The sequence below is a fragment of the Yoonia sp. genome, from assembly GCF_036007805.1.
Lineage (GTDB): Bacteria > Pseudomonadota > Alphaproteobacteria > Rhodobacterales > Rhodobacteraceae > Yoonia.
Genome location: NZ_DASYOK010000041.1, coordinates 20,003 through 43,830 on the forward strand (window position 1 = coordinate 20,003; position 23,828 = coordinate 43,830).

General features: G+C 58.2%; 29 protein-coding genes and 2 tRNA genes. 16 read left to right on the top strand and 15 right to left on the bottom strand.

The features are described from left to right. Positions 1-78 precede the first annotated feature (78 nt). The 5 genes from VGP75_RS02075 to VGP75_RS02095 all read left to right on the top strand — a co-directional run bounded on the left by VGP75_RS02075 (position 79) and on the right by VGP75_RS02095 (position 3,036). A complete protein-coding gene (locus tag VGP75_RS02075) occupies positions 79-318 on the top strand; it encodes a helix-turn-helix transcriptional regulator (RefSeq protein ID WP_327542069.1) in 240 nt (79 codons plus the stop codon). 26 nt (positions 319-344) lie between these two features. Next, positions 345-1,433, top strand: coding sequence for a tyrosine-type recombinase/integrase (locus tag VGP75_RS02080; RefSeq protein ID WP_327542070.1), 1,089 nt, complete (start codon positions 345-347; stop codon positions 1,431-1,433). 71 nt (positions 1,434-1,504) lie between these two features. After that, positions 1,505-1,813, top strand: coding sequence for a type II toxin -antitoxin system TacA 1-like antitoxin (locus tag VGP75_RS02085; protein WP_327542071.1), 309 nt, complete (start codon positions 1,505-1,507; stop codon positions 1,811-1,813). Next, the gene (locus VGP75_RS02090) at positions 1,803-2,348 is read left to right on the top strand and encodes a GNAT family N-acetyltransferase (RefSeq protein WP_327542072.1); all 546 of its coding nucleotides are present in this window, start codon (positions 1,803-1,805) and stop codon (positions 2,346-2,348) included. Before VGP75_RS02085 ends, VGP75_RS02090 begins: the two co-directional genes overlap by 11 nt. Before the next feature lie 34 nt (positions 2,349-2,382). After that, positions 2,383-3,036 (top strand): DUF6946 family protein, encoded by a 654-nt coding sequence (locus tag VGP75_RS02095; RefSeq protein ID WP_327542073.1) that lies wholly within the window; start codon positions 2,383-2,385, stop codon positions 3,034-3,036. A 175-nt stretch (positions 3,037-3,211) separates the two neighbouring features. On the opposite strand, the gene VGP75_RS02100 is transcribed toward VGP75_RS02095, so the two are convergent. The 12 genes from VGP75_RS02100 to VGP75_RS02155 form a co-directional block, all read right to left on the bottom strand. After that, positions 3,212-3,286: transfer RNA gene (locus tag VGP75_RS02100), tRNA-Phe, on the bottom strand. 95 nt (positions 3,287-3,381) lie between these two features. Beyond that, complete coding sequence (locus VGP75_RS02105) at positions 3,382-3,567, bottom strand: DNA gyrase inhibitor YacG (protein WP_327542074.1); 186 nt, start codon at positions 3,565-3,567, stop codon at positions 3,382-3,384. Beyond that, positions 3,567-4,601: a ribonuclease E/G gene (locus tag VGP75_RS02110; protein WP_327542075.1), complete on the bottom strand. Its 1,035-nt coding sequence runs from the start codon at positions 4,599-4,601 to the stop codon at positions 3,567-3,569. Before VGP75_RS02110 ends, VGP75_RS02105 begins: the two co-directional genes overlap by 1 nt. Next, the gene (locus VGP75_RS02115) at positions 4,598-5,203 is read right to left on the bottom strand and encodes a Maf family protein (protein ID WP_327542076.1); all 606 of its coding nucleotides are present in this window, start codon (positions 5,201-5,203) and stop codon (positions 4,598-4,600) included. Before VGP75_RS02115 ends, VGP75_RS02110 begins: the two co-directional genes overlap by 4 nt. Before the next feature lie 78 nt (positions 5,204-5,281). Continuing rightward, on the bottom strand, positions 5,282-5,500 hold the full coding sequence (infA, locus tag VGP75_RS02120) for a translation initiation factor IF-1 (protein WP_007205486.1): 219 nt from the start codon (positions 5,498-5,500) through the stop codon (positions 5,282-5,284). A gap of 162 nt (positions 5,501-5,662) precedes the next feature. Next, on the bottom strand, positions 5,663-7,000 hold the full coding sequence (locus VGP75_RS02125) for a methyl-accepting chemotaxis protein (RefSeq protein WP_327542077.1): 1,338 nt from the start codon (positions 6,998-7,000) through the stop codon (positions 5,663-5,665). A 65-nt stretch (positions 7,001-7,065) separates the two neighbouring features. After that, the gene (locus VGP75_RS02130; protein ID WP_327542078.1) at positions 7,066-7,536 is read right to left on the bottom strand and encodes an arsenate-mycothiol transferase ArsC; all 471 of its coding nucleotides are present in this window, start codon (positions 7,534-7,536) and stop codon (positions 7,066-7,068) included. Between the two features lie 3 nt (positions 7,537-7,539). Next, on the bottom strand, positions 7,540-8,019 hold the full coding sequence (locus tag VGP75_RS02135; protein WP_327542079.1) for a UPF0262 family protein: 480 nt from the start codon (positions 8,017-8,019) through the stop codon (positions 7,540-7,542). Beyond that, positions 8,016-9,326: a histidinol dehydrogenase gene (hisD, locus tag VGP75_RS02140; protein WP_327542080.1), complete on the bottom strand. Its 1,311-nt coding sequence runs from the start codon at positions 9,324-9,326 to the stop codon at positions 8,016-8,018. Before hisD ends, VGP75_RS02135 begins: the two co-directional genes overlap by 4 nt. A 137-nt stretch (positions 9,327-9,463) precedes the next feature. Continuing rightward, the gene (locus VGP75_RS02145; RefSeq protein ID WP_327542081.1) at positions 9,464-9,943 is read right to left on the bottom strand and encodes a DUF2948 family protein; all 480 of its coding nucleotides are present in this window, start codon (positions 9,941-9,943) and stop codon (positions 9,464-9,466) included. After that, entirely contained in the window at positions 9,940-11,205 is a 1,266-nt protein-coding gene (gene murA, locus VGP75_RS02150) for a UDP-N-acetylglucosamine 1-carboxyvinyltransferase (RefSeq protein WP_327542082.1), read from the bottom strand. Before murA ends, VGP75_RS02145 begins: the two co-directional genes overlap by 4 nt. A 5-nt stretch (positions 11,206-11,210) precedes the next feature. Further along, positions 11,211-11,360: a hypothetical protein gene (locus VGP75_RS02155; RefSeq protein ID WP_327542083.1), complete on the bottom strand. Its 150-nt coding sequence runs from the start codon at positions 11,358-11,360 to the stop codon at positions 11,211-11,213. Positions 11,361-11,447: 87 nt separating this feature from the next. On the opposite strand from VGP75_RS02155, the gene VGP75_RS02160 reads away from it, so the two are divergent. From VGP75_RS02160 to VGP75_RS02185, 6 genes are all read left to right on the top strand, one after another. Continuing rightward, a tRNA-Thr gene (locus VGP75_RS02160) sits at positions 11,448-11,522 on the top strand. Between the two features lie 364 nt (positions 11,523-11,886). Next, on the top strand, positions 11,887-12,354 hold the full coding sequence (gene copM / locus VGP75_RS02165; protein ID WP_327542084.1) for a CopM family metallochaperone: 468 nt from the start codon (positions 11,887-11,889) through the stop codon (positions 12,352-12,354). Positions 12,355-12,888: 534 nt separating this feature from the next. Beyond that, complete coding sequence (locus VGP75_RS02170) at positions 12,889-13,626, top strand: helix-turn-helix transcriptional regulator (RefSeq protein ID WP_327542085.1); 738 nt, start codon at positions 12,889-12,891, stop codon at positions 13,624-13,626. Between the two features lie 125 nt (positions 13,627-13,751). After that, positions 13,752-14,339, top strand: a complete 588-nt coding sequence (locus VGP75_RS02175) for a hypothetical protein (RefSeq protein WP_327542086.1) — start codon at positions 13,752-13,754, stop codon at positions 14,337-14,339. A 4-nt stretch (positions 14,340-14,343) separates the two neighbouring features. Continuing rightward, entirely contained in the window at positions 14,344-14,658 is a 315-nt protein-coding gene (locus tag VGP75_RS02180; RefSeq protein ID WP_327542087.1) for a hypothetical protein, read from the top strand. A gap of 360 nt (positions 14,659-15,018) precedes the next feature. Continuing rightward, complete coding sequence (locus VGP75_RS02185) at positions 15,019-15,639, top strand: hypothetical protein (RefSeq protein WP_327542088.1); 621 nt, start codon at positions 15,019-15,021, stop codon at positions 15,637-15,639. 340 nt (positions 15,640-15,979) lie between these two features. Here the strand turns inward: VGP75_RS02185 and VGP75_RS02190 are convergent, their stop codons facing one another. Further along, on the bottom strand, positions 15,980-16,609 hold the full coding sequence (locus VGP75_RS02190; RefSeq protein WP_327542089.1) for a TetR/AcrR family transcriptional regulator: 630 nt from the start codon (positions 16,607-16,609) through the stop codon (positions 15,980-15,982). Between the two features lie 129 nt (positions 16,610-16,738). Here VGP75_RS02190 and VGP75_RS02195 point away from each other — a divergent pair, with 129 nt between their 5' ends. From VGP75_RS02195 to VGP75_RS02215, 5 genes are read left to right on the top strand one after another with little or no spacing between them, the layout of a single operon-like run. Beyond that, the gene (locus VGP75_RS02195) at positions 16,739-17,794 is read left to right on the top strand and encodes an extracellular solute-binding protein (RefSeq protein WP_327542090.1); all 1,056 of its coding nucleotides are present in this window, start codon (positions 16,739-16,741) and stop codon (positions 17,792-17,794) included. 10 nt (positions 17,795-17,804) lie between these two features. Further along, a complete protein-coding gene (locus tag VGP75_RS02200) occupies positions 17,805-18,656 on the top strand; it encodes an ABC transporter permease (RefSeq protein ID WP_327542091.1) in 852 nt (283 codons plus the stop codon). Then, positions 18,653-19,426 (top strand): ABC transporter permease, encoded by a 774-nt coding sequence (locus tag VGP75_RS02205; RefSeq protein ID WP_327542092.1) that lies wholly within the window; start codon positions 18,653-18,655, stop codon positions 19,424-19,426. Before VGP75_RS02200 ends, VGP75_RS02205 begins: the two co-directional genes overlap by 4 nt. Further along, a complete protein-coding gene (locus VGP75_RS02210; RefSeq protein WP_327542093.1) occupies positions 19,423-20,463 on the top strand; it encodes an ABC transporter ATP-binding protein in 1,041 nt (346 codons plus the stop codon). Before VGP75_RS02205 ends, VGP75_RS02210 begins: the two co-directional genes overlap by 4 nt. 2 nt (positions 20,464-20,465) lie before the next feature. Further along, entirely contained in the window at positions 20,466-21,200 is a 735-nt protein-coding gene (locus VGP75_RS02215) for an MBL fold metallo-hydrolase (protein ID WP_327542094.1), read from the top strand. 97 nt (positions 21,201-21,297) lie between these two features. Here the strand turns inward: VGP75_RS02215 and VGP75_RS02220 are convergent, their stop codons facing one another. Further along, positions 21,298-22,674 (bottom strand): hypothetical protein, encoded by a 1,377-nt coding sequence (locus tag VGP75_RS02220; protein WP_327542095.1) that lies wholly within the window; start codon positions 22,672-22,674, stop codon positions 21,298-21,300. Between the two features lie 15 nt (positions 22,675-22,689). Then, on the bottom strand, positions 22,690-23,589 hold the full coding sequence (locus VGP75_RS02225) for a HupA family protein (RefSeq protein ID WP_327542096.1): 900 nt from the start codon (positions 23,587-23,589) through the stop codon (positions 22,690-22,692). Positions 23,590-23,828 lie beyond the last annotated feature (239 nt).

The window sequence follows — 23,828 nt, forward strand, 5'->3', positions numbered from 1 at the left end:
ACTCCGCCCGTTCTCGGCTTCGTTCCTTCCTCCCTTTCCGGCATCCTAGGGGCAACCGAAACCCCAACCGATCGCCCCATGCCCAAGCGCCCCGCCATCCTGCCGCCAACCCTCGCGCCCCGCGGTCTCTCGCGGACCGAGGCAGCTGCCTATATCGGGGTCTCGCCCACGCTCTTCGACCACCTGGTCAGAGACCGGCGCATGCCGCCGCCCAAGCGGATCAATGCCCGTACGGTCTGGGACCGGAAAAAACTTGACCGGGCGTTTGAGCTGATCCCTGATGGGGATCAATCCGACCACAATCCTTGGGACGGCTGACGGCTGACGAAAGGCGGCGCACACCCATGCCAACATTTCTCATGCGAGACGGCTCGGGCAGCATGCGCCTGAAACACGTCATCGAAGACACGGACCGGCACGGGAACGTGCGCGTCTACCTTCGGCGGCCCGGGCACCTGAAGGTGCGTCTGCACAGTCAGCCTGGAACTGACGCTTTCGTCTCCGAATACCGCGCCGCGATTATGGGCGCGACGCCGCGCGCCACTGCGGGGCCCTTGGAGCGGCGTGGCGCGAGGGGCAGCTTCAAGTGGCTCTGCGAGCAGTACTACGTCTCGGCCGAATACCAGCGGCTGGGCGACCGAACCAAGTATGTCCGGCGCGGCATCCTCGACAGGATTTGCGAGAAGAACGGATCGAAGCCCTACGCGCTAATGGAACCCCGCCATGTTCGGCGGATGCGCGACGGGATGGCCGACCGGCCCGAAGCGGCGAACGGCTTCGTCAAGGCGCTGCGGCAGGTCTATTCTTTTGCCGTCGAGTACGAGCTGGCGCAACGCAACCCGGCCCGCGACGTGCCCTACCTCAAGGCCAAAGGCGACGGCTTCCATTCCTGGACGATGGAAGAGGTCCAGCAGTTCGAGGAGTATCACCCGGTCGGCAGCAAGCCGCGACTGGCGCTGGCGCTCATGCTCTATACCGGGCAGCGGCGGTCGGACATCGTCCGGCTCGGCCCGCAGCAAATCAAGGACGGCTGGATCACTCTGACCCAGGCCAAGAACCGCGACCGCAAGCCCGTCACCCTCTCCATCCCGGTCCTGCCCGAATTGAAGGTAGTCATCGCCGCCACGCCCACCGGCAACTTGGCCTTCCTCGTCACGGCGTTCGGCAAACCTTTCACCTCTAATGGCTTCGGCAACTGGTTCCGCAAGCAATGCGACGCAGCGGGGCTGAAGCATTGTTCCGCCCACGGACTGCGCAAGGCGGGCGCGGCTCTGGCGGCCGAGAACGGGGCGACCGAGCGGCAGCTGATGGCGATCTTCGGCTGGACGACCATGAAGGAAGCGTCGCGCTACACACGCGCCGCCCGGCAGAAGGTGCTTGCGGCGTCCGGGATGAAGCTCCTGTCGCGGGAGGGAGGCGGGCCGGAAAGGTAGGACGGTCGAAACAGCAATTCTTGACATGTACGGCGTTTTACCGTACATGATGCTTTCAAAGGAGATTGACCATGTTCGCCAATACGTCAGTGACGCCAACGCCGGGCAAAATGGAAGCGCGCAAGGAATTGCGCATGCATCGCACGGATGAGGAACGCATTCGGGCGGCTGCGGCAGCGACCGGATTGCAGGAGGCAGACTTCATCCGTCAGGCTGCTCTTCTGCGTGCGCAGGAGGTGGAGCAGCGTATGTCCCTCTCCATTCTGCCGGTCGAGGCGTTCGACGCGTTCAAAGCCGCCGTCGAGGCCCCGGGGAAGGTCGTGCCCGGACTGGCCCGTGCTGCAGATGCGTCGAAAGGCTTTTTGAAGGATGCCGGCTGATACTCCGCCGGACCGGCCCGCACTGACCAACGCGACATTCGACAAGGCGCTGCATGACCGCAGCGCCTTTTCCTGTGGCTTCGCACCTATCGACAACTTCTTGAAGTCGTCCCTGTCGGAACAAATCAAGGCCGGAATGGTTGCGGCCTGGATTGCGACAGCAGAAGACGACCCCGCCGTGCTTGGCTTCTACACGTTGGGAGCCCTTGCGGTCCGTTCCGAATTCGGCCCGAAAGCGTGGCAGCGCGCACGAGTGCCCGACGTTCCGGTCATCTACATCCGCGCCGTCGCGGTCAGGCAGGACATGCAAGGCAAAGGGCTTGGGACAGCCCTCGTCGTGGATGCGATGAAAAGATGTATCGGAATCGCGGATCAGATGGGCGCCGCCGCCATCGTTCTAGACGTGCTCGAGGACGAACAATTCGACCGTCGCTGGAAATTCTACGCAGACCTTGGATTCCAGCCACTGGACGACCCCGAGAACCCGAAGCGCGGCTACATTCCGATGATGGATGTAAGAGCGACGCTTGGTTAGTTTGCATGAGTCCAAAAGAATTGACACCTACAGTATGAGCAAAATCCTGATACCCAGCAGCGGCCCAGACGATTGGCAACAGTTCCTCGCCGACCCGCAGAAGCAATGGAAGCGCGGCTATTCGGCGATGGCCGCGGCCCTTTCTTGGGAGACGGCGCAGGGTCTTCCGCCAGAAGTCGCTGCAATGCTCGGCCCGGATGCCAAGCTGCTTTTCGCGATACCCGAGCACAAGGTAGCCTTGCCCGGCGGGCGTCGAGAGAGCCAGTGCGATGTATTCGCCCTCGCCCGCACCGAGGATGAGACGATCGCCGTCGCGGTCGAAGCCAAGGTCAATGAACCCTTCGGCCCGACCGTCGGAGAATGGATGGTCGGTGCCAGCGCAGGCAAGACCGAACGGATCACCTTCATCCGCGACCTGCTCGGGCTGCCCGTTGGCCCCATCGAGCACGTCCGCTACCAATTGCTCCACCGGACTGCCGCCGCCGTGCTCGAAGCCGATCGCTTCAAGACGGACCGCGCCGCGATGATAGTGCAGTCCTTCTCCCAGGAGCACCGCTGGTTCGAGGATTTCGCTGCCTTCACCGAACTTTTGGGGCTCGAGGCCGCACGCGGCGAACCGCTGCGGCATATCCTGCCCTCCGGCAAACCGCTCGACCTCGGTTGGGCGGTAGGGTCCGCCGCTTTTTGATAGGCACCCAAACCTTCGAAAACCGTGACTCTTCATCCGCCGCAGTAGGCGCGACTTCACGCGCGGGAATGCGAACGCCTCACGAACAAAAAAGTCCCACTTTTGCCCAGCCGCGCAAACGGTGGGACAATTTTTACCTATAACCTATTGCAATCATTAACACCAAGAGGTGCTTTGGTGCCCAGGGGCGGAATCGAACCACCGACACGAGGATTTTCAATCCACTGCTCTACCCCTGAGCTACCCGGGCACCGGGATGTGGGCGCTGTGCGCCCGCATCGGGTAGCGGCGTTTTAGACGCGGGAAAGGGGGGTGTCCAGAGGGATTTGTCGGAAAAGCAGATCGCTAATGCGGTTTATGCCTTTGCGCCGCATCCAACTGCTGCTCTAGCTCTTCCAGATCCTCGGGATTGTCCGCAGGAATGGCGTAGGCCCCCGAAAACCATTTCGCCAAATCAATGTCCGCGCAGCGCTTTGAACAGAACGGGCGGAAGTCGGTCTCGGTCGGTTTGTCGCAGATCGGGCAGGGCATCAGATGTCCTTGAACAGGTGTTTGGGAAAGGGCGGGCGCTCGCGTTTGCGCTGCAATTCAAACAGGCCCATGGGGGTCCAGCCCACCAAAGACGTCTCGATCGGATCAGCCTTGAACGAGGCGCGCAGCGATTGTTCCACCTGCTTGCGGTGCGCCTTTGACATCGACACGAAATCCACCGAAATCTGCCCCGCGAGCCCCCGCAAACGCAAGGCACGCGGCAAAGCGCGCGCCGCCGCCAAATTCGCCTTCAGCGCGGCGGCGGGCGAGGTATCGTTGCCGGTGTTCACATCAACCGCGACCAGCGCGCGCGTTGGCTCCACATACATATACCCTTCGCCCAGGATCACCTGTGGCTGGCTGAGTGCCCCCACCTGATCCAGCACGCCAAGATCAGCAAAAGACCCTGCACGTGTCACGACCTCTGCCGCACCTGTCCATTCGCGCCACGCCACCAAGTGCGGGCCGTCGCCTTCGGTCAGGGCCTCGGGCTCATTGCCGTCAGCATCTGCCAGCACCGCGTCGGCCAAAGCGACCATGGCAAGGATATCATCGGCAATCTCGGCTTCATCCGCACCTTCGCAGGAGGAGCGCAGGATCAAACCATGCGGGCTGTCAAACACCTCATGTGCGACCGCCAAAAGCGCATCGCGCACATCTTCATCGGTGATCTGGCGCGAAATATTCAGCCCGGGCTTGCCCGGCGTTACAATCGCATAGCGGCTCTTGAACAATACGCGGTCCGTGACCGGCACAGCCTTGCCGTCCTCGGCAATCCCCGTGACCTGCACAAGCATCGCCTGACCGGGTTTCAGGCCCTTCCCATGGCGCAGAAATGCCGTTTCACCCGCGGGCAGGCGCAGCATCATGCCCCCTTGGCCCTTAACCGGCCGGTCACAGATCGCACGGAAAATCGCACCGGGGCGCGGGGCGTCTTCGTGATCAATCAGGATATCATCCAGCTTGCCATCCACCAGATAGGCTGCCGCTTCGATTTCGCCGATATGGTCCAGAACGATCATGCGACCCTTCATGTGTCACCTCCATTGAGCACAACGCCTGCCGCTGTCAGCAAGCCTGCGGTTTCGGTGAGCGGCAGACCAACGATGCCGGTATACGATCCGTTGATCCAGGGAATAAATGTCCCCGCAGGCCCCTGAATGGCATAGCCTCCGGCCTTGCCGCGCCAGTCACCTGACGCAAGGTAGGCGTTCACTTCCGCGTCCGACAATTGCTTGAACGCGACCGTGCTTTGCACATCTTTCGTCCAGATATGCCCTTCACGTTTTACCGCGAGTGCTGTGATCACCTTATGGCGCCGCCCTGACAGGGCAAAAAGAAACTGCGCAGCCTCGGCGGCATCTGCGGGTTTGCCCATGATCCGCCGCCCTAATGCCACTGTGGTATCGGCACAGAGGACGACCTCGTCCGCGCAGGCAGGCACAGCCGCCACCTTTTCGGCGGCAATCCGCTTGACGTAATCGCGGGGTAATTCACCCTTGCGCACGTCTTCATCAATATCGGGCGGACGCACGGCGCTGGGCGTCAGCCCAAGCTGCGCCAATAGCTCCAGCCTCCGGGGTGAACCGGAGCCAAGAACAAGCTTCAAAGCGGGGTTTGGGGGGAGGGTGGTCATTTATCAACATCCACCGGCGCGGCCGTGATTTGCCATTGGCAAGTCCCTTCCCCGCGCCGCGCGAAGCTGTGCTTCACGCTACTTAAAGCGATAGTTAATCCGACCTTTGGTCAGATCGTAAGGTGTCATTTCCACCTGTACCTTGTCGCCTGCCAGAACACGAATGCGGTTCTTGCGCATCTTTCCTGCCGTATGCGCGATAATCTCATGGCCGTTTTCCAGCTCGACCCGAAACGTCGCGTTTGGCAGAAGTTCTTTCACGACACCTGGGAATTCGAGCAGTTCTTCCTTGGCCATGTGATCTCCTATGTTTCACACCCGCATCAAGAAGCGGGCGCCGCCTAGATGCGCCTGAACACAGCAATTTTCAAGGGTGAATCGTGAATATCTCGGCGATGTGCTGGCCGTGACGTGCACGAGCAGTGTCGCCACAGCCCGTCATGCCCGCCGCATCAGGTGCTATCCTGCTTGTCGCAGGTTCATCTGCGCAGGTATTTGCGGCAGGGCTTGCCTGGTTTGGAAGCGTGACAGCAGGTTGTCCAGGATCGCCAATTCATCCGAAAGCCGTTTGACTTGCTCCGCGCTATCATCGGAAAGCGCGGCCACATTCTGCACGCCAATGTCGATCGCGTGAATTGCGGATTCGACGTCCGATACGCTTTTTGATTGTTGCGTGGCCGTGCGGGCAATCCGGTCAACCGCCTCTGCCACAGTTGCAGCGCCGTGATTGATGGCTTCCAGCGAGGCACCGGCAGTTTCAATCAAAGTGCGGCCCTTCATGACTTCGCTTTCACAACTGCGGGTCAATTTAGCGATCTCTTTCGAGGCCTCTGCAGACCGGTTCGACAAATTGCGCACTTCGCTGGCGACCACCGCAAATCCGCTGCCAGCCGCACCCGCCCGTGCGGCCTCGACCGCGGCATTCAACGACAGCAGATTTGTTTGAAATGCAAAGCCCTCAATGACTTCTGTGGTTTTTGAAACCTCTTTCGAGAGGGTTTCGATACGTTTGATTGCTGTGATCGTGTCCGCGACGATTCGGCTGCCCTCGCGCGACTTGTCTGCTGTCAGCGCAGCCTCTTGATCAAGTTCGCGGGTTGAGTGGCTTGTGCCTGCGACCGCTTGCGATATCTGGCTGAGTGCACTTGTGGTTTCCGCCAGCATTTCCTTTTGCGCCTGTGCCTTTTGCTGCAATTGGCGCGCCCCGTTTTGCACGGCCCTGCCGACATCGTGTAGACGTTCCGATCCGGACCGGATCGTATTCAAGAGATCCTCCAGCCCTGCGAGCGTTTCGTTGAAGCTTGATTTGACGGATTGGTGCTGTGGCGCGACGGGAGCGGAAATGCGCGCTGTCAGGTCACCTTCGCCAAGTGCGGCAAGCCCGTCGACCAGCAACTGCATAATCCGGTGCGAGGCGGTGACGTCACTGGCCAGTTTCACGACTTGTCGGACGTTGCCCTGCGCATCGCGAACGGGCGCATAAGAGGCGGAAATCCAGACCTCATCCCCGGATTTCGAAATCCGTTTGAATTCGCCCGATGAAATTTCACCGCGCGCGAGGCTGGGCCAGAATTCTTTATATGCGTCGGAATTGCTGTCCGCCTCGGACAGAAAGATACGGTGGTGTTTGCCAATAATCTCTGACGCGTTGTCATAACCCATTGTCGCAACAAAAGCCGCGTTCGCGTTGACGATCGTGCCATCGGGTTGAAAAAAGATGATCGCCTGCGAATGATAAGCCGCCGCAAGAACGGCGTCGTCATCAGCATTTCGTGCAAGGGACCTGGTCCAAAACATAATCTCATCACCTCGGGGAGAATTTTTTTAACCCCTACATAGGTTCTATTAAGCTTTGGTAAAATTCACACAGACGCAGGGCCGAACCGCGATAAAAGCTTGGACATGATTTGATCGCGTGTCTTGCGGTAACTGTCCAACCGCGCCTCGCGGCTCTCGCCAAGGCCTGTGGGGTCAAGGATCGGCCAGTACTCGACGTCGAGATGATAGAACTGCGTCAAATCCAGCGCGCGGCGCTGGCTTGCGGGCGACAGGGCCAGCACCAGATCGAAGGACGACAGATCATCGCCCCAGTCTTCCATTTCATCAAATGAGCGCGACCGGTGGCGTGAAAGTTCCACCCCCAGTTCGGCACATACAGTCACGGCAAACCCATCAATCTCCAGATCGTTCTTCACGCCAACCGACTGGACATAACACTGCTTGCCATAGAGCTTTTTCATGATCCCTTCGGCCATGGGCGACCGGACAGAATTGTGGTCACAGCAAAACAGCACCGACTGGGGAAGGGGTGCGTATGTGCTGCCTTGCGCCATTACCTAGCCCCCAAAGTGCAGCACGCAAATCAACGTAAAGAGCCGGCGGGCGGTGTCGATATCAACGTCGGCCTTACCTTCCAGACGTTCCTGCAACACCCGCGCGCCTTCGTTGTGGATGCCGCGCCGCGCCATATCAATTGTCTCGATCTGGCTCGGGGGCAGGGTTTTGACCGCGTCAAAATAGCTTTCGCAAATCTGGAAATAATCCTTCACGACCTGCCGGAACGGCCCGAGCGATAGATGGAATTCTCCGGCCACGCTGTCATCTTCTTGTCTTATATCGAAAACGAGTCTGCGTTCCTTGATCGAAAGCTCAAGCTTGTAAGGGCCGGGCGGCACATCGCGTCCTTCACGCGCGGGCAGGGCAAAGCTGTTGTCTTCCAGCAGATCGAACATCGCCACTTTACGTTCCTGATCAATCTCGGGTGTCGGCGGTGGCAGATTACGGTCGTCGATATTGATATGGATGATCTTGCTCATGGCTCACCTCTGTTCAGGCGGTCGAGACGTGCGCGCACGGACAGGCCATGCGCTTCCAGGCTCTCCGATATTGCCAAACGTTCTGCTGCAGGCCCGATCGCGGCCAGCGCGTCAGGGGTCATGCGTGAAAGGGTCGTGCGTTTGATAAAGTCCATGACCGATAGCCCGCTTGAGAACCGCGCGGAACGGGCCGTCGGCAATACGTGATTTGGGCCGCCAATGTAGTCACCAATCGCCTCGGGTGTCCAACCCCCAATGAAAATTGCGCCCGCATGGGTGATTTTCGCAGATAGCGCGTCGGCGTCAGCCGTGCAAAGCTCAAGGTGCTCTGGTGCAATCCGGTCCGACAGACGGGCGGCTTCGTCAAAATCCCTCACGGTGATGATGGCCCCGAAATCACGCCAGCTCGCACCGGCAATTGCGCGGCGTTCCAGCGTTTCAAGCCGCTCGTCGACGGCCGCTGCAACAGTCTGCCCGAAACCCGCGTCATCGGTGATCAGGATCGACTGTGCGCTCGCGTCATGTTCGGCCTGTGACAGCAGATCAAGCGCGATCCAGTCAGGATCATTGTCCCTGTCGGCAATCACTAAAATCTCGGATGGGCCTGCAATCATATCAATGCCCACCTTGCCAAACACCCGCCGCTTGGCCGCAGCCACAAAGGCGTTGCCCGGGCCTGTGATCTTGTCGACCGGCGCAATTGTCTCGGTCCCGTAGGCAAGGGCTGCAATCGCCTGTGCGCCACCGATCCGGTAAATCTCGTCTACGCCTGCTATTTTCGCCGCCATCAATACCAGCGGATTGGTCACGCCGTCCGGCGTCGGTACAACAATCGCCAAACGCTGCACGCCCGCCACCTTGGCGGGGATCGCATTCATCAAGACCGATGACGGATAAGATGCCGTCCCACCCGGCACATAAAGTCCCGCAGCCGACACAGGTGTCCAGCGCCATCCCAATGTTGCACCGTCGGGGTCGGTCCACATGGCATCATCCGGCATCTGGCGGCTGTGATAGGCACGTATGCGGTCAGCGGCGAGCTGCAATGCCGCGCGGTCGGCGTCATCTACCAATGCACATTCCGCCGCAATCTCTTCGGGCGTAAAACGCATGGTTTGCGCGGTCAGGTCCAGACGGTCAAATTTTGCCGTCAGTTCCAGAACCGCCGCATCTCCGCGCTTGCGCACATCCGCGATAATCTCTGCCACGACATGATCAACATCGGGGCTGTCTTCGCGCTTTGCGCTCAGGATCGCGGTAAAGCGGGCCTCGAAATCGGGATCAGTGGTGGATAGAAACTGTGGCATCGGTATTCTCCTTGGCGCAGGACATAGCGTTCAGGGCAGGGGGCATCAATAGAGCACGGCGCCGTCCCGGACTTGATCCGGGACCTCGACCGTGTCGCGTGCAAAAGGCCCCGGATCACGTCCGGGGCTGCGTGGCGCTATTCGGGATGCGACGGCGCCTTATTTGACGGTGCCACATAAGGCCGTGTGACGTCGCGCAACAGCACCTCCAACGCTTCAACCTCCAAGGCAATCGCGCCATCGCCGGCAAGGGTCAGTTCCACACGGCCTGTGCCATCTTCACCGGGCAGAAACGCAATCGCGAGCAGTGAATACACCATATCCGCATCGGCCTTATCCACCCCTTGGGTTTGCACCTTGAGCACGTCTTCCACCGCCAGAACCGCCTGCACACGTTCATAGCTGCGCTTGCGCTTCTGCGCTTTCGGCGCGTCTTCCCAGCGAAAACGGTTGAGCAAAATCGCAAAACGCCGCGCCTTGCGATCCCATTTCATCTCGGCGGCGGGAAACACCGCATCCTGCACCAGTGCGGCAATCACCGCCAGATCCTCGGTATCCAGCGCCTTCAGGCGCAAAGGCGCCTCGCGCCCGTCCTCAAATCTTGCATCTTCGCTCATGCCGACACCCGCTCAATCTGCGCCCCGACACCGCGCAGCTTTTCCTCGATATGCTCATACCCGCGATCAAGGTGGTAAATCCGGCTGACAGTTGTTTCGCCCTCTGCGGCCAAACCCGCGAGGATCAGCGACACCGAGGCGCGCAAATCCGTCGCCATCACCGGCGCGCCTTTCAGGCGGTCCACACCACGCACCGTGGCGACACCCCCATGCACCTCGATATTTGCCCCCATCCGGATCAGCTCTGGCGCATGCATAAAGCGGTTTTCAAAGATCTTTTCTTCCAGCACTGACGTGCCGTCAGCGGTACAGAGCATCGCCATCATCTGCGCCTGCAAATCGGTGGGAAAGCCGGGGAACACTTCGGTCGTCACATCCACCGCCTGCGCTCGATCCGTGCGGCGTTTGACCTTCAGGCCGTGTTCCGTCTCGCTCACATCCACACCGGCGGCATCCAGCTTTTCAACAAAAGAGCCCACCAGATCAAGGCGTCCGCCCAGACACTCCACTTCACCGCCCGCAAAGACAGGGGCCAGCATATAGGTGCCAAGCTCGATCCGGTCGGTGACGACAGGATGGGTCGCAGCCCCCAAACGGTCTACACCTTCGATGGTAATCGTGCTGGTGCCTTCCCCTTCAATGTGCGCACCCATGCTACGCAGGCATTTGGCCAGATCGACGATCTCGGGCTCGCGGGCGGCATTTTCGATCACCGTGGTGCCTTTGGCCAAAGTCGCTGCCATCAGCACGTTTTCGGTGGCACCCACAGAGGCAAAGCGCAACGGCACCCGCGCGCCCTTCAACCCGCCTTGGGCCTTGGCATGCAGATAGCCGTCTTTCAATTCAATCTCGGCCCCCATCGCCTCAAGCGCTGTGACATGGATATCCATCGGGCGCGCGCCGATGGCACAACCGCCGGGCAAGGAAACGACAGCCTGATGATGCCGCGCCAACAATGGCCCCAGCACAAGGTTCGAGGCACGCATCTTGCGCACGATTTCATAATCCGCAGTGGTCGATGTCATGGCGTGGCTGGACAGAACCTGCACCTTGCCATCCTGCATTGAGGTCACTTCCACACCCAAAGACCGCAATAGCGCGGTCATGGTCGCGATATCCGACAGGCGCGGGGCGTTGGTCAGGGTCAAAGGCTCTTCTGACAACAACGTTGCAGGCATCAGTGTCAGGGCCGCATTCTTGGCCCCCGCAATCGCAATTTTGCCGTTCAGCGGGGTGCCGCCCGTGACCACGATGGAATCCATGCTGCCTACTCTTTCTGTTCACTGGACGGAGCCGCCGCCCTTGCGCGCGCCTGCGCCTTGCGTTTCGCCATATTGGCCTTCAACGCGGCCTTCAACCGGTCTTCACGGGTTTGGGCGCTCTTTTCGGCTTTGGTCTTGGTCTGTTTGTCGCTCATAGGGGTGGTCTTATCAATACCCGCAAAAACCGTCCAGAGAGGGCTTGCACCAAGGGGCGATTGCCGCTAATTCCCCGCTTCACGGATGCTGTGGTAGCTCAGTGGCAGAGCACACCCTTGGTAAGGGTGAGGTCGAGAGTTCAATCCTCTCTCACAGCACCATCCAACCCTTTGAAATCATTAAATAGGCCTGAGCGTAATGGCTTCTGTCCATCTTATCGTCACAAAATGGACAGTGAATATGGCCGGCAAGGCGTGCTGCCTGTAACTGTACAAAAGGTGCTCTAGGTCATCGTTGAACGCACGGGACGCCTTGAGAGGGCCAGTGTGCTGTTATAACGGCACTATGGCGCTTGGGTATCGTGCCGGTGCTGAACGTTTCATGGTGAACGCTTTCGCTTTTGGATGCTCACGAAGCTGTGTTGTGAAAGTAGTTGACCCTCCACTTACAGGAAGCCGTAGTTAATGCCTTGTTGGGTTCGCGCGTGAGCCCATTCTGAAACCGAACCCAGAGAAAGACTGTAAAGTGAACCTTTTAAAAACAGCGGTCGCAGCGGCAGCAATTTCGTACCCTGCTTTTGCCCAAGATGCCGCGTTCCAGCTTCCCGAACAGTGCATCACGTCTACAGAAATGGATGCAATGGACCATGGAGCGATGAACCATGGAGCGATGGGCCATAGTGTCGGAAATGGCGTAGAAATGATGGGGTCTGATAGCGTTGATTTCAGCACCTTTCCTGAACACGTTCAGGAAAACATGCGAAAAATGATGATTACCATGCCTGCGATGGAACAAGGCATGATGAACCAAGATCCCGATGTCGCATTCGCTTGTGGCATGATTGCGCATCACCAAGGTGCAATCGACATGGCGCAGGTTTTGCTCGACCATGGCGATGATCCGGAAATGATCAAACTGGCCGAGGAGATCATGCAAGCACAAGTGGGCGAAATTGAGCAAATGACAAATTGGCTGGCTGCAAACGTAGAATAAACCACTTCTTGCCGCACAGTTATCATCTGTGCGGCACTTCCCAAAACGTTCCTTTTCGGAACGTCTTGAAATGGGTCGATCTTACGCCGCCAAAAACCCGCTCCCTACGCAAAGCCACTGCATGGGCCTTCGTGCAGACAGCAAAGGCCCGCCAGCGGCAGACTGGAAAACTTGTGTCGGGTGCGGACCACGAGGACGTCGCACGAGACGCATTATACTTTCATGAGCATGTGTGTTGGCAACCATTCCTGTGGCGCTCGGAGGTCCCCATGAAGTTCAAGTGGATTACACTTTGAGACATCATTTTTTATCTGCATTCAGCTACTAAAATCCAGCACCGCGGACCACCGCTGGTGTTCGCCGAGGATATCCACCCGTCAAAAACCATGCACTCTGTATGGTCTGCGACCAATTAGTCCTTGAGCACAAAAGCATTTGATATCTTAGCAAAGTCGGGCAACCTTATAAATGCCATCGGAGGCAGGCTAAGGAAACAGAGCGATCGCATGTGGCAACTGCGCGGCGGGGACCGGTATGCAGAACGAGATAGTGAATGCTCATCAGGCATTGTGCTCAGCGCAGACCACCGCCGCCCGTTGGCAGGTGGCCCAAGGACTACTAGAAAATCTTGGCAGTGATTGGGTGACGGCAGGCACTGCCCCGCGCGAAGCCTTACATTCTGTGCGTGTAGCATCGACGACACCTGCGGGTCTGATGTCGGAATATGTCGGTGCCAAAATACATGAATCCGACCCGTGGATGTCTCATTGTGCCGCAAAAACAGCCTTAGACGAGATCGATTTGCAAAAGGTGGGGCAGAAGGGGCTGCTGTCGGACAAGGACCCACTGCCTGCGTTGCTCGTCGAACATCAGGTCAAGCATGCGGTTCTGGTGCCCACATGGAACGGCACGCGTCCCGGAGGGATCGTGCTCTATGCAACATCATTGGAGTCTGCTGCAGCGTTGCGTGCGCCCGACCAACGTGAAAGACTTATGGCTTGCGTTAGCGCCGTGGCGGCATGGGTTCGGCCCGAAGGACTTGGAACTCAAGACGCCCCGATATATCGCATCCGTCCCTTGCTAAATCCGCGCGAGATCGAAGTTTTGCAATGGCTGTCGACAGGGCTCCAAACCAGCGAGATTGCTTGGCGTATGGGCATTGCAAGCGTCACCGTCAGCAAGCACCTTCAATCGGCACGCAGCAAACTGGGTGCACGCACACGGGAGCAGGCCCTAGCGATTGCAATCCGACACGGGCTTGTCCAGATCTGATTATCAATATTGATACCTATCCTGATGCTCCAGGGCAAATTAGCCTTTGACTGGTTGCGGCAAGCCTGGGTGGTTGTCGCCGTCAGAATTCAATTGCGACTTAGCGCTTTGAACAAAGGCAGATTATGTTCGACCGACGTGCCGTTCTTACCGTGATGCCATTTGCCATTGCAGGCTGCATGGAAGAAGCTGGCACGGGGACACAAACATCCGAAGCGACAAACGCCGCCACTGCTGCTACCAGTGGCACTCAGGGTGTGCCCTCTGTGCCCGGCAACCGTGTTCTTTCGCCGCAGATCGCATTCGGCTCACCAACAGCCCCGGCCTTTACCGAGGTCGCGGTTTCCCTGCACTGCGGTGCAACGCGTGCCTTTACAGCCACGACGTTGCGAAACCGATTGGCTGCCGCACGCGCTGGACAACGCGTCGTTGTCGTGACCCATTACGTGCGTACAGAAAATGAAATCCCGCTTGGGGTTTCGTTGCTACAGACGGGTGATCGCTATCCCGAGGCATTGATGGCACTTTTAGGCCTGTCCGCGCGATTGAACCGTGCCCTTTCGGCGGCAGAAGCAAACCAATTTCTAATTGGGGCTGGTTTTGCACGTGATCCACGCATCGCCGAAGCTGATGCGCGTCTGGCGCTGGGTCTGGCGCGGGTCACCTATGACAGTGCCGGTGTGACACAAACACCGTTTATCAGGGAAGGCTAGATCAATGACGAATTCACGCCGTGCGGCGTTGCTCTTATTCTTTTCGGCGCTTGTGACGCCCGCTCAGGCGATGGCGAACTGTCCATCTGGACGTATGGATATCCCCCGCAACTTTGGACGTGACCTGAGCACGAGCGTGATCGGTCAGGTCTTTGTCGGCGCCGCAGTTGCGGTGGGTGCCGCATCTGTTTTTGGCTTCGGTCCTGTGGGCGCAGTTGGCATTTTTACCGCCATTGTCCTGTATCGTGCCGTTATTCCTGCCATGCGTCGAGCCTCTGACAATGCCTTTGACGCCCTTGACAATGCAATGATGATGTAGGGGCTCCGGCATGATCCGTCGTTCAAGTATTAGCATCACGCTCGTCTTTATTCTTCTTGGAAGCTCAGTTTCTGCCCTGTCGCATTGCGAAAGTCCTGCGCCAGGCCGTTTCGACTCGCGTGTTTTTGGTGGCGGTGGGGCCACTGTCTTTGACATGGCGTCCCAATATCAGGCACGGCGATCTGGCCGCGCCCCATCCGGTGGCAGCGTTTTCGTCGCAAGCGGCAACCAACCGGTAGCGGGGGGCATTACGGCAGGTGATCTGCTGGGCGGACTAACGGCTGCCGCAGGTGTTGCTGCGACGATACAGGGAAGTACCGCTACCAGCAGTGCGCCGTCGGGTTCGCAGGGAGGGAGCTCATGTCCACCGGAATGGCAGGGTGGATCGATCGTATGCTAGCGAGCAATGGAGAAAGAGCGATGGGTATGAAATCGCGCGTGGCACAGACGAAATTTGTGTTGTTTGGGCTGGTTGGGCTGTGCGCCTGCTCTCAGGCGGGCTTTGAAGGGTATGGCCCGCTTGGTGAGGGTTTCGTAGGCAGTGCCTATGGCTATACAGACCGGCAGATTGGCGCAGGCGTCTGGCAGGTGGAGTATGTTGGAGCTGACTCTGCGGAAGCACGGCAGGGTGCAATAAGGCGCGCAAACGAACTTTGCCAGCAGAACGGCTTCGGCGCCGCCGATTTTACACCCTCAGTTGCGCCAAGAGTCGATCTGATTGTCGCGTCCGGTACATCACGATGCCTCCCCGCCGGCCAGGGTTTTGTATCCACAGGTCGCACAAGCGCAGATAGGATAGCCGAAATAGATGCCGAGATCGCTGCCTTACGCATTGAGCTTGTTACGAGCCAAGCTCCCGGTTCAAGAACAGGTATGGGAACTTTGGACATACTGGCGGCGGGCATGAACCAGGTCAGCACTTCGTCGATAAACCGACAAATCGCTGCATTGGAGGCAGAACGGGCAGCCTTGTTAAGATAATCGAAGCGGTGCGACCTTCTTTGCGCGAAAATTTTTGCGGCTTATGAATTGCGCAACGATGAAAGCGAGATTGAACAGGGGGGTCATCCAGAAACGAACGCAGTGAGCGCATTTTTGCTCTGCGCTCTTATCTCGCTGGACACTTTGCAGCATCCTGAAAACCAGGTTTGAGGGTGGTTTTTTTCATAGTTGTTTTTCCGCACAAAGGTCAGCCTAGAAACTAGCAGGGCTCAACGTACGAAACGCAAGGGGGATGAAACAGCTAACCAGAAGCAGATATAAAGTGGCGTTTGGGATCGGCTACTTGGCTAAAGATAACCACAAGCATCCATTTAGCGTATCAATGCACCGCGGGGCCAGCGGCGATAAGCTGCGCAAGAGGTCGTGTCTGGGCATCAACGCGCCGACGCAGCACCTCGAGCGTCATGTCGTCATCTTTGACAAATTCCAAAAACATTTGATTAAGGTTGTTGAACAGCAAAACACCCAAAGGTCGTGGGTCCAGATCCCGCCGCACGGTGCCCCGATCCTGTAACACCTGAACCAAATCAGTCATTTGCGCCGCAAGTCGCTGGTCCAGTTCAAAGTAACGGCGCCCGTTCGGCGTGCCGGGGGCCTCGATTGCCAGTGCCATGGCTGTGCGCCACATCTCCTTGGTCAGATACTCCAAAGAATGGTCGTAATATGCAAAGATCAACGCAAGCAATGCGTCATCCACCGCCTGCGGTGGGTCGGCCAAGATGGTCAGGCCTGCGTCCAAAACTTCCTCAACCTCCATTGCGACCGTGGCCATGAGGATATCGCCCTTGGTTTGGTAGTAATTATACACTGTCCCGACCGAGACCTCTGCCATGTCAGCCAGGTCCTCGATGCGGACTGCGCGATAACCGTCTGCCCGAAATTTGGTCACGGCGGCCTGCAAGATGCGCCTTTCGCGGTCAGCTTTCTGTTTTTCGCGCAATCCGGCCATTTGTTTTCCTTCTTATTCTTGCTGTTCCGAAGAAATTTGGTGTTGACTACAAAGATGAATGACTTCAACTTTTTAATCAAGAGCCGCGCGACAAGCGGTCAGACATCAAACCAAAAGGGAAGAATGGACATGACAAAACTGACTTCGACACTGCTTGCGACGACTGTCCTGACTTGCGCAGCAGGTGCTGCCACGGCACAGGACCAGTTGAATGCACTGGTCTGGTGCGACCATATGGACCCCGAGCTGATCGCTCCGTTCGAGGCAGAGCACAACGTCACTGTGAACCTGCGTGAATACGAAGGCACCGGTGCAGCTCTTGCACTTCTTGACCAGTCGCGCCCTGGTGATTGGGACGTGCTGGTCATCGACGGCATTGATGTGTTCCGTGCGGTAGATGCGGGGATTCTTGCGCCTATTGACGCAGCACAATTACCGACTGCGGATTTCTTCCCGGAGGTGGTGATGGAAGAGGTCAACACGGTTGATGGTGTGACCTATGCCGTGACCGAAAAGTTCGGTTACAACACGATTTCCTATAACGCCGCCAACGTCGACCCGGCTGATATGGAGTCGCTGGCGACCGTTTGGTCGGAAAAATATGATGGCCGGATTTCGATATACGACTACTATCTGCCCGTGATGGGCCTTGCCGCAATCTCGCAAGGGATCGCGACCGCGGACATCGGAAGCGACAATCTGGGTGCGATCGGTGAGGTGATGGGCACCATGCGCTCGCGCGCGGCGTCGGTTGCAGGGGTCGTTGCGGCGCAGACCGCACTTGCCACAGGCGAGGTCGATATTGTTGTGGGTGGTGGTGAGTGGCTGACGGCTGTGCTGGCCGAAGAACAGCCTGATCTGACATGGACGATCCCGGCAGAGGGTGCCGTGCGCTGGACCCAGTCGATTGGTGTGGTCGAAGGTACGCAGCAACCGGATCTCGCACTTGAGTTCGTCAAATATATCGTCAGCCCTGAAGGGCAGGCACGATTGGCCACTTCGTCCTGTTTCTGGGGGATGCCTGCCAACGCCTTGGCCGGTGACTTTCTGACCGACGACCAAAAGGCGGTTCTGCGCTGGGATGATCAGCCGGACTATCTGGCCCTGACCCAGCTTTATCCGGCACCTGACGATGCGCTCGACGCAGATATGCAGGACATGTGGCTCGATACATTGTCACAGTAAGGCATTGCAGTTGACCGCCACGGGACAGCGCGCGCAGGGCTGGGGTTTTGTCGCCCCGGCCTTGCTGTGGACATTTGCATTTTTCATCGTGCCTTTCATTGTGATGGGCGCGATGAGCCTTGCAACGTTGGACGGGCGCACGCTGATTTGGGGACTGTCGTTCCAGAATTACGCGGAATTGGCGGAAAAGCGTTTCTTGTGGCGCGCCATTATCGTCTCGCTCGAAATCACGTTGACGGTAACGGTGGTTTCGGTTGTGCTGGCCTATCCGTTGGCGTGGATCATCGCGTTTAATGTGCCCAAGCGGTGGCAGCGGTTGGCATTGTTGCTGGCGATCCTGCCATTCTGGACCTCTTATGTCGTTAGATCATACGCATGGCTTTTGGTGTTGGCGCGTGACGGGGTGGTCAACCAGACCATGCTCAATCTGGGCCTGATTGCAGAGCCGTTGACGCTGGCCAATACGCGGTTCGCAACCGTGACAGGCTTTGTGCATTTCTTCGTGATGCTGCTGACCCTGACGATCTATGCCAATCTGGTGCAGCTTTCGCCGAACTACCGCCGTGCCGCGCAAGACCTCGGCGCAAGCGCGTTTCAGACCTTTCGTCATGTGATCTTGCCACTCACGCTGCCTGGAATTGTGACAGGGGCCTTTTTGACCTTTGTGCTGTGCATCGGCGACTATGTCACACCGCAGATTTTGGGCGGCAATACGGAATTGACGGTGCCACAGGTGATTATGGTGCAACTTGGACGCCGCGCGGACTTCCCACTCGCGGCGGCACTGGCAATCGTGCTGATGGGGATCGTGACAGTGGCCTATCTGGCGGCTGCACGCTGGTTGCGGTTGGACCGGTTATGATGCGCGTTGTCCCTTGGCTGTATCTCGCGGTGGCTTTCGTGTTCATCTATCTGCCGGTCGCGACACTTGTCTTGTTTTCGTTTCAGGACGGGCAATTGCCGGTGCCACCGTTCAACGGGCCATCGCTGCGCTGGTATGCGGATATTCTTGGTGACAGTCGCCTGACGGCGGCGCTGATCCATTCGGTTCTGGTGGCTTTCGGCGCATCCTTGATCGCGGTTACCCTGGGATTTCTGGCTGCCTACGGTTTGGCGCGTCACGTGTTGCCGGGATCGGCACTTGTCCGTGCGTTGTTGATCGCGCCTTTGACCGTCAGCTACCTGATCGTAGGGCTTGGTCTGTTGATCGTCCTGACGCAGGCGGGTTTTGGTCTGTCATTGATGACCGCCGGGATTGGACATGTCGTCATCAACCTGCCGTTGGCCTTTGCGATCATTTTTGCGGCGATGGGCGCACAGCAGCAGAATGCAGAACGTGCCGCACGGGATCTCGGGGCAAATGAGATGCAGGTAATCTTGCTGGTCACAGTACCGATGCTGGCCCCTGCGATCGGGGCCGCCTTCTTTTTGTCGATGACCTTCAGCTGGGACGAATTCATTATCTCGTTCCTGCTTACCCGTTTTGACGTGACACTTCCGGTTGAAATCTGGTCAATGCTGCGCTCGGGGCTGTCGCCACGGCTCAATGCGATTGGCAGCCTTGTCTTTCTTGTCTCGATCGCCGCTGTCCTGACACTTGAACTTTTTGTATTCCGGAAACGCCGCTCATGACCGCACCTGTTTCATTGTCCTGCCTGAACCACTGGTTCGGCACCTATCAGGCACTTGATGACATCAATCTGGAAATCGCAGCGGGCGAATATGTGACGCTGCTTGGCCCGTCGGGGTGCGGAAAGACCACGCTGCTGTCGGTGTTGGGTGGATTTATCGCGCCAAGCGAAGGTCGCGTGATGATCGGCGGACGCGACATGACGCGGGTAGCGCCCGCCAAGCGTCCGACGACAACCATGTTTCAGGACTACGCCCTATTTCCGCATATGAGCCTGCGCGAAAATGTCGGCTTTGGATTGCGCATGGCGGGGATGGGCCGCGCAGAGCGCGACCGAAAGGCCGAGGCCCAACTGTCGCTGGTCGGTTTGGGTGACGACGCGGGAAAGCGCCCACATGAACTCTCTGGCGGCCAGCGCCAGCGCGTGGCGCTCGCGCGCGCTCTTGCTGTGGAACCGGACGTCCTTTTATTGGATGAGCCGCTTGGTGCGCTTGATCTGAAACTGCGCCGCGCGATGCAGGATGAACTCAAAGCGATCCAGCGCCAAGTCGGCACGACCTTTGTGCATGTCACCCATGATCAGGAAGAGGCGATGGCGATCGCCGACCGCATCGTCGTCATGAATGCGGGCAAAATCGAAGATCAGGGTGCGCCCGCCCGTATCTATCGCCAGCCTGCCAGCCTGTTTGCTGCGGACTTCATGGGCGAGATGAACCATATTCCGGCGCAAGTCACGCAGCACGGTGTCGAGACCCCGTTTGGCCGTTTGCAATTGCACGCCCCAAAACATGGCGCCGCGACGCTATGCCTGCGGCCAGAGGCGATCGGCACAGTCGATGCGCAAATAACACTTGGACCGGCACGTGTCCGCGAGGCGGCGTTTTTCGGCACCCATATTCGCGCGCATCTGGTCCCTGACGCGGCCCCTGATCTGGTATTGATCGCGCATCTCCCACCCAGCGATATGCCGGCACCTGGCGATGTGCTGGTCATCTCCGCCGGTGCTGATACGGTCAGCGTCTTTCCCAAGGAGCCTTAGCAATGGACCGCGCCCGCCCTGAAGACTGGTACCGACTGCAAACCAAAGCCGATGGTGTGACCCTGATCGACGAGCCCTTTATCCAGCCGTTTTACCGCTGCAATATGTGGCACATCCGCGGTCGTGACCGGGACCTTCTGGTCGATAGCGGCATGGGTGTCGTGTCGCTGCGTGACTGGGTGCCGCTGGTGACGGAACGCGCCCTGACGGCCGTGGCCAGCCATACACATTTTGACCACATCGGATGTCATCACGAATTCGAGGACCGCTGCGTGCATCACGCAGAGGCTGATCTATTGGCCAATCCAACGCGTGAAGCCACGCTGGCCGATCCCTATGTCACCGACGATATTTTTGACCTCTTGCCACCGGCACCCTACCAATCTGCGACCTATCAAGTGAAATCTGCGCCTGCGACCCGTCTGCTGGCTGATGGCGATGTTGTCGATCTGGGAGACAGGACCTTTGAGGTGATCCACACGCCAGGCCATTCTCCGGGTGGCATAGCGCTCTGGGAGGCGGCGACTGCAACGCTTTTCTCGGGTGATATCGTTTATGACGGACCGCTGATTGAAGATACATATCACTCAGATGCTGCGGATTATTACCGATCCATGGTGCGGCTTTACGATCTGCCGGTGCGCGTTGTGCATGGCGGGCACTTTCCGAGCTATGACGGCGCGCGGCACAAGGCGATCATCCGCGCGTGGCTTGATAACCATGAGACACACCAGTGAAACTGAATACTGACGCATTCTGCGATATTTCCAAATAAATAAATGGGTTACAGCGCTCTAGGAATTGGCCTCGAGGGGCGACATCCACTCGGATATACTAGAACTGCGATGAAATCGTCAGGCTCGCTGAAAGCGTCGTGCGGTCAAAACGGCTCACGTTGCTGTCCGTGCGGCTTGCGTCGATCCGCAGACCGGGCGTGAAGCCCGCATAGGATATCTCGGGGAATCCGATATCGGCATTGGCAAAGACCGTGCGGTCCTGGCGTCCGCCGGTGACGGCAAACAACAGGTTGTAGTCGGGGTAATCGCTCCAACGGAAGCCACCACCAACGCCAAGGGTGATCGGGCCCAACGGCTCGGCCCAGCGATAACTGCCGCTCAGCGTCAGATCCTGTGATGTATAGTTTACGCTGTCGCCCGTACTATCGACCACTGTGATATTGGCGCTAACCCTGTCGCGGCTTGCAAGCTGGTGAACAAAGCCCGTACCGAAGGTCAAGCGGTTGACTTCACCAATGCCCGCGTTGCGGTAGTCCAGCCACTCCCGACCAACCGAAAACGATAACACGGTCTGCGCATTCAGTGACACCTGACGGTCAACGCCCAATCGCCAGATATCATAGTATTCATCGTTGAGAACCTGTGCGTCCGATGGGCCGCGAAGGTCGCGATATTCATAAAGTCCGCGTGCTGCGCGCAAGGTGAGCGTGCCGTTCTCCAGCGCACGCTCATGGCGCAGAGCGAGTTCGTAGTAATCGGTTGTAAATGCTTCATCAGGGACGGCGATGTCGTCGGTAATACGCACGCGCGTGCCGCGATATTGCGCGCCGACGGTCGTGCGGCTCTCGCGCGATTGGTGCATCCGGTAGCTGGTGTTGAACGCAAGGACTGCGCGCCATCCCGCGATCGCCTGCGCATCCGCTGACAATGTGCCGGTGGGGTTGCCGGGTGCTGTCGAGGCTTCATCTTCGGCACCGCCGTTCACGTTGTTTGACGGCGCGAGCGAAAATGACAGGCTTGTGGACCAGGGGTTCAGACGGGTCACGCCACGGGCATCACGCAGGGTGCGGTTGCGCTCTTGCTCATTCGGCGCGACGGTCAGGGCGCGGCGCAACCAGAACGTGGCAAGGGTATAGCGCTGGTCATTTGCAGCGGCCAAGGCGGTCAGGCGGGCGGCCTCGTATTTTTGGGCATCGCTTTGGGACACGGCAAAGGCACGCGCCCCTGCGGCACGGCCGCGCGCGGGATCACCCAACTGCGGGGCAGCCGCGGCCACGACGATCAGAGCGGTGCGATCATCGGGGACTTGTGTCAGGATTGCTTCGGCAATTTGCAACGCAAGTGCGGGGTCGTCTGACAAAAGCGCCTGTGTCGCGATATTGCGTGCTTGGTCGATACTTAAATCAACTGTCGTTTGCGCGGTGGCGCTGGCCCCCAGAAGGGCCAGCGCGATCGAGAAACATATGTGTTTCATACACTGCCAGTTCATTCAGGGAGCGGCGAAACAGCTTGCCGGTTCACATTGCCCGATGACGAAGAGGCCGTACTCCTGCAGATTTGACGTATCCACACCCTCTTCAAAGATACCTTCGTAAGCGCCATCATCCAGTGCAACAAGTCCGCCTGCGAAGGCGGCGTCGTCGCCACCGAAGGCGCCGCTATAGGTACCAACGCCGCTCAGGTCTCCCAACTCGACGGTACCGTTAAACGTGCCATCAGCCGCAATATCGCTCGTGATCAATACAACGTCTTCCAAATCTATAAACCCGCCACCGATGTCGACCTGACGCCCATAAATCGTGCCTTCCGTCGCGTTATCGGTAAAATCCGCGATCAAATAGACAGAGCCGACGACCTCACCCACGCCAAATGGTGTCACAGCATCAGGGGCACCGCCGCCGGGGGGCAGTGCGGCACCTGCATTTACCAGACCTGCATAGTCACCTTGGTAGTAGACAAAACCACTATCGGGTGCAGAAAAATCACCCTGTTCCAGAACGGCACCACCAAAGAAACGGTTAAACTGACCACCATCCATCGTGACAATCGCGACAAGCTCGTTTTCTTCCGAAGATGATCCGGCAATTGCGGTGAACGCTCTGTTGATCGGGGTTTCCTGCTGGTCATAGCGATCATAGCCGTTCACATCGCCCGTCAACGCATACTCTTGAATGGCATCTTCACCGTCCAGTGCAACGACCACGGTCAAGACACCGTTTTCCAGTGTGCCCGAGTCCACATCACCCAAAGATGCTGTAGCACCACCAACACTCCCAGCACCACCGCCGGTATCAGGTTGCGCGACCTCATCATCTGTCAGGGCGCTCCGGTCATTACAGGCCGCCAGCAGTGCCGCTGCCACCATCATGCCAAATACTTTCTTCATCATCACCTTCCAAATTTATCAAATGCTTAACGGGCACACCTTTCAGGGCGATCCACTGTAAGTCAAGGCGCAACCTATGATTTAATTCAGCGAGAACGTTAATGGTTTTGTCGCAGCCCACCATTTCCTATAGTGCGCCGACATCATCCCGACTCACCGCCAGCCCGGAGACACGCCATGCCCATCACCCCAGACCAACAGGCCGAAATCGACACACTCCGCAGCAATGCAAAACCCACTTT

Bases quoted from the DNA above. Each gene is read 5' to 3' on its own strand.
- VGP75_RS02175 (WP_327542086.1), top strand. From the start codon at position 13,752: ATGTTCGACCGACGTGCCGTTCTTACCGTGATGCCATTTGCCATTGCA.
- VGP75_RS02095 (WP_327542073.1), top strand. From the start codon at position 2,383: ATGAGCAAAATCCTGATACCCAGCAGCGGCCCAGACGATTGGCAACAG.
- VGP75_RS02215 (WP_327542094.1), top strand. From the start codon at position 20,466: ATGGACCGCGCCCGCCCTGAAGACTGGTACCGACTGCAAACCAAAGCC.
- VGP75_RS02125 (WP_327542077.1), bottom strand. From the start codon at position 7,000: ATGTTTTGGACCAGGTCCCTTGCACGAAATGCTGATGACGACGCCGTT.
- VGP75_RS02210 (WP_327542093.1), top strand. From the start codon at position 19,423: ATGACCGCACCTGTTTCATTGTCCTGCCTGAACCACTGGTTCGGCACC.
- VGP75_RS02145 (WP_327542081.1), bottom strand. From the start codon at position 9,943: ATGAGCGAAGATGCAAGATTTGAGGACGGGCGCGAGGCGCCTTTGCGC.
- VGP75_RS02105 (WP_327542074.1), bottom strand. From the start codon at position 3,567: ATGCCCTGCCCGATCTGCGACAAACCGACCGAGACCGACTTCCGCCCG.
- VGP75_RS02115 (WP_327542076.1), bottom strand. From the start codon at position 5,203: ATGACCACCCTCCCCCCAAACCCCGCTTTGAAGCTTGTTCTTGGCTCC.
- VGP75_RS02180 (WP_327542087.1), top strand. From the start codon at position 14,344: ATGACGAATTCACGCCGTGCGGCGTTGCTCTTATTCTTTTCGGCGCTT.
- VGP75_RS02080 (WP_327542070.1), top strand. From the start codon at position 345: ATGCCAACATTTCTCATGCGAGACGGCTCGGGCAGCATGCGCCTGAAA.
- VGP75_RS02195 (WP_327542090.1), top strand. From the start codon at position 16,739: ATGACAAAACTGACTTCGACACTGCTTGCGACGACTGTCCTGACTTGC.
- VGP75_RS02185 (WP_327542088.1), top strand. From the start codon at position 15,019: ATGTCCACCGGAATGGCAGGGTGGATCGATCGTATGCTAGCGAGCAAT.
- murA (WP_327542082.1), bottom strand. From the start codon at position 11,205: ATGGATTCCATCGTGGTCACGGGCGGCACCCCGCTGAACGGCAAAATT.
- VGP75_RS02205 (WP_327542092.1), top strand. From the start codon at position 18,653: ATGATGCGCGTTGTCCCTTGGCTGTATCTCGCGGTGGCTTTCGTGTTC.
- VGP75_RS02170 (WP_327542085.1), top strand. From the start codon at position 12,889: ATGCAGAACGAGATAGTGAATGCTCATCAGGCATTGTGCTCAGCGCAG.
- VGP75_RS02110 (WP_327542075.1), bottom strand. From the start codon at position 4,601: ATGAAGGGTCGCATGATCGTTCTGGACCATATCGGCGAAATCGAAGCG.
- VGP75_RS02220 (WP_327542095.1), bottom strand. From the start codon at position 22,674: ATGAAACACATATGTTTCTCGATCGCGCTGGCCCTTCTGGGGGCCAGC.
- VGP75_RS02075 (WP_327542069.1), top strand. From the start codon at position 79: ATGCCCAAGCGCCCCGCCATCCTGCCGCCAACCCTCGCGCCCCGCGGT.
- VGP75_RS02225 (WP_327542096.1), bottom strand. From the start codon at position 23,589: ATGATGAAGAAAGTATTTGGCATGATGGTGGCAGCGGCACTGCTGGCG.
- VGP75_RS02135 (WP_327542079.1), bottom strand. From the start codon at position 8,019: ATGAGCAAGATCATCCATATCAATATCGACGACCGTAATCTGCCACCG.
- VGP75_RS02090 (WP_327542072.1), top strand. From the start codon at position 1,803: ATGCCGGCTGATACTCCGCCGGACCGGCCCGCACTGACCAACGCGACA.
- VGP75_RS02130 (WP_327542078.1), bottom strand. From the start codon at position 7,536: ATGGCGCAAGGCAGCACATACGCACCCCTTCCCCAGTCGGTGCTGTTT.
- infA (WP_007205486.1), bottom strand. From the start codon at position 5,500: ATGGCCAAGGAAGAACTGCTCGAATTCCCAGGTGTCGTGAAAGAACTT.
- VGP75_RS02085 (WP_327542071.1), top strand. From the start codon at position 1,505: ATGTTCGCCAATACGTCAGTGACGCCAACGCCGGGCAAAATGGAAGCG.
- VGP75_RS02155 (WP_327542083.1), bottom strand. From the start codon at position 11,360: ATGAGCGACAAACAGACCAAGACCAAAGCCGAAAAGAGCGCCCAAACC.
- hisD (WP_327542080.1), bottom strand. From the start codon at position 9,326: ATGCCACAGTTTCTATCCACCACTGATCCCGATTTCGAGGCCCGCTTT.
- VGP75_RS02190 (WP_327542089.1), bottom strand. From the start codon at position 16,609: ATGGCCGGATTGCGCGAAAAACAGAAAGCTGACCGCGAAAGGCGCATC.